This window comes from Massilia aerilata (assembly GCF_042656905.1).
GTDB classification, from domain to species: Bacteria; Pseudomonadota; Gammaproteobacteria; order Burkholderiales; family Burkholderiaceae_D; genus Telluria; species Telluria aerilata.
On the sequence record NZ_JBHSMZ010000001.1, the window covers coordinates 573,867 to 577,183 of the forward strand.

3 protein-coding genes are annotated in these 3,317 nt (G+C 62.2%); all 3 read right to left on the reverse strand.

The genetic code is table 11. The features are described from left to right. A partial coding sequence (locus ACFPO9_RS02540; protein ID WP_379766574.1) for a DUF1565 domain-containing protein occupies nucleotides 1–776 on the reverse strand: 776 nt, incomplete at its 3' end. 133 nt (nucleotides 777–909) lie between these two features. Then, the gene (locus tag ACFPO9_RS02545; RefSeq protein ID WP_379766577.1) at nucleotides 910–2,328 is read right to left on the reverse strand and encodes a choice-of-anchor Q domain-containing protein; all 1,419 of its coding nucleotides are present in this window, start codon (nucleotides 2,326–2,328) and stop codon (nucleotides 910–912) included. A 301-nt stretch (nucleotides 2,329–2,629) separates the two neighbouring features. Next, the coding region (locus ACFPO9_RS02550; protein ID WP_379766580.1) for a choice-of-anchor Q domain-containing protein at nucleotides 2,630–3,317 on the reverse strand (688 nt) is incomplete at its 5' end.

A 3,317-nucleotide genomic window follows, 5' to 3' on the forward strand; every position in this document is an offset into this window, starting at 1 on the left:
CTCGAAGGCGGAACGATCTTGGCGCCCCACTTGGTGGTCGAAACCCAGTAGATGCGTGCCGAGGCGGTGCCGTTGGCGGTGGTCTTGATGCCGCCGGCATAGGTGCCCGGGGCCACCCAGACGGTGGTGCCGGCCTTGGTCGCGGCTTTTGCTGCGCGGGCCAGGGTCTTGAACGGCGCGGCCTTGGTGCCGGCGGCGGTGTCCGAACCGGTCGGCGAGACATAATAGTTGTAGGTCGTCGTCGGGGTCGTGGTCGTGGCGCCGCTGCCAGTGCCGCCGCCGGTGGCGGCTTGCAGGTTGATGTACTCCTGGCTGGCCTTGAACTGCGCTTCGACGAAGCTGATCGGCACGCCAGACGCGACCAGGTTGCTCCAGTAGGTCAGGCCGCCCGAGTCCGGTTCGCGCTTCAGCAGCGTACGGTACAGGTCGGTCACTTGCTGGGTCGGGGTGCCGGTCGTCGCCGACGAGGTGATGCTGGCCAACAGGCGCGGCTGGGCCGAAGCCGGCTGGGCTTCGGCGGCCAGCGGGTGGCCGTCGTAGCCGCTCAGCGCGAAATTCGCAGGCGCGGTCGAGGCGCCCGCTGCTGTTGCGTCGGTCGTATTCGGTTCCACGGCGCTGGCGGTGGCATCGGCGCTGCTGGTAATGGCGGCAGCGGTCTGGCTGGCCGCGGCGCCCATGTCGGCGTTACCGCCGCAGGCGCTCAGGAGGACAGCGGCGCTGCAGCACAGCAGTGCGTTGATGCGGAGAGCCGGGGAAAACGAAGCTTGCTTTTTCATTCTACATTCCTTAGGTGCATAAGCGCCCCTGCGGCAACTAGAAAGGGCCGTATGGATGCGGGGGCAAGAGGAGTCCGCGGCGTCTAGCCGCGGACGCGGTGAAACTCAGTTCTGCTTGTTGGTGCTGCTCTTCTTAGTGCTGGTACGCGCCAAGGTCGTAACCGGTCGAAGCATTACGCGGCTTGCCGTCCAGGTCGGTCGGGTAGGCGTTGGTCGCGGTGCCGCGGCCGATCGCCGGCGAGCTCGTGGTCAGGTGGAAATCCGGGGTGGCCGCGGTCTTCGAATAGGCCTTGAACAGCGGGTTCGAGCTGATGGTGCCGGTGTCCTTCAAACCGTTGCGCAGAGAAATGTTGTAGGTCGGGTTCTGGAACACCAGGTTGTTGACATACTTGTTGGCGGTGCCGGTCTTGCCCTGCTCCGAGATGCCGTACTTGTTGTCGTAAATGATGTTGTTGGCGACATAGACATTGTTGGCGCCGGCCGTCGTGTAATAGAAGTCGCCGCCGCCCACCACCATGCCGAAGTTCGAGCTGGTCACGGTGTTGTTGGTGATGACCACGTCGGTGGCGTCGTGCCACAGGTGGATGCCGACCGCGCCGACGCGATAGACCAGGTTGTTCTTGATGCTGCCCGAGGTGGAAACATAGATACCCTGGACATAGGTGCAGCCGGCCGGGCCGATGTCGTTGACGACGTTGCCGACGATGTCCGACTTCACGCCGTGGTAATAGCTGTCCACGCCGATCGCCGAACCGCCGGCGCTGGTGCAGGCCACGCTCCTGGCGATGTGATGGATGTGGTTATCCTGGATCATGCCGTAGGAACCGCCGGTGTAGATGCCGTGGGTCCATTTGGTGCCCGAACCCGAATTGGTGCCGTCGACGTCGAAGCCGATGATGCTGACGTAGTTGCCGCGGTTGTCCCAGGCGTTGTTGTTGCTCGAGCTCGAAGGCGGAACGATCTTGGCGCCCCACTTGGTGGTCGAAACCCAGTAGATGCGGCCGCTGGCGGTGCCGTTGGCGGTGGTCTTGATGCCGCCGGCATAGGTGCCTGGAGCCACCCAGACGGTGGTGCTCGCCTTGGTCGCGGCTTTCACGGCGCGGGCCAGGGTCTTGAACGGCGCGGCCTTGGTGCCGGCGGCGGTATCCGAACCGGTCGGCGACACATAATAGTTATAGGTGGTGGCCGGGGTCGTGGTCGCGGCGCTCACGGTCGGGCTCGATGCCGAGATCGACGCCAGCAGCCGCGGTGCGCCGTCCGCCGGTGCTGCACCGCTGGACGCCGGGACGCCATCGTAACCGCTCAGTTCGAAGCTGCTCGCGGCGGCTTCGGTCGTTTGCGCCTCGGCTGCATCGGAAGCGTTGGGCGCGGTCGCGGCACTGTTTGCTGCGGTCTGGTCTGCACTGCTGGTAAGCACGGCGGCGGTCTGCGATTGCTGGCCGTTGCCGTTTTCGGTCATGCCGCCACCGCAAGCCGTCAGGAGGACGGCAGCGCTGCAGCACAGCATGGCGTTGACACGGATATCCGAAGCAAAAGTAAGGAGTTTTTTCATCTGAAAGTACCTTGCGGCAAAAAGTGAATGTAACCCTTTGACGCAAGGAAACTTTCTTAGTTCAATCTTTTTTAAAATAAATTTCCTACAGTAATCGAAAGCAAACGGATATTGCTGAGTAGAATCAGGTACTTATGAACAGACAATTGTTAAATATCGAATGCTTCGACAAACCGATAGCCGGCCTGATGTCACAATTAAAAAGCCCGCACACCATGCGGTATGCGGGCTGAAACCCAGCCAGAGAACTGGCCGGGAGCGCAAAACTGAGACGGTCAGTGCTGGCGTTTAATGCTCGGGTTTAATGTTGGTAGGCGCCGATGTCGTAACCGGTCGACGCATTACGCGGCTTGCCGTCCAGGTCGGTCGGGTAGGCATTGGTCGCGGTGCCGCGGCCGATCGCCGGCGAGCTGATGGTCAGGTGGAAGTCCGGGGCGGCCGCGGTCTTCGAATAGGCCTTGAACAGCGGGTTCGAGCTGATGGTGCCGGTATCCTTCAAACCGTTGCGCAGCGAGATGTTGTAGGTCGGGTTCTGGAACACCAGGTTGTTGACATACTTGTTCGCGGTGCCGGTCTTGCCCTGCTCCGAGATGCCGTACTTGTTGTCGAAGATGATGTTGTTGGCGACATAGACATTGTTCGCGCCGGCGGTCGTGTAGTAAAAGTCGCCGCCGCCCACCACCATGCCGAAGTTCGAGCTGGTCACGGTGTTGTTGGTGATGACCACGTCGGTGGCGTCGTGCCACAGATGGATGCCGACCGCGCCGACGCGGTAGACCAGGTTGTTCTTGATGCTGCCCGAGGTGGAAACATAGATACCCTGGACATAGGTGCAGCCGGCCGAGCCGATGTCGTTGACGACGTTGCCGACGATGTCGGTCTTGACGCCGTGGTAATAGCTGTCCACGCCGATGGCCGAACCGCCGGCGCTGGTGCAGGCCACGCTGCGGGCCAGGTGGTGGATGTGGTTATCCTGGATCATGCCGTAG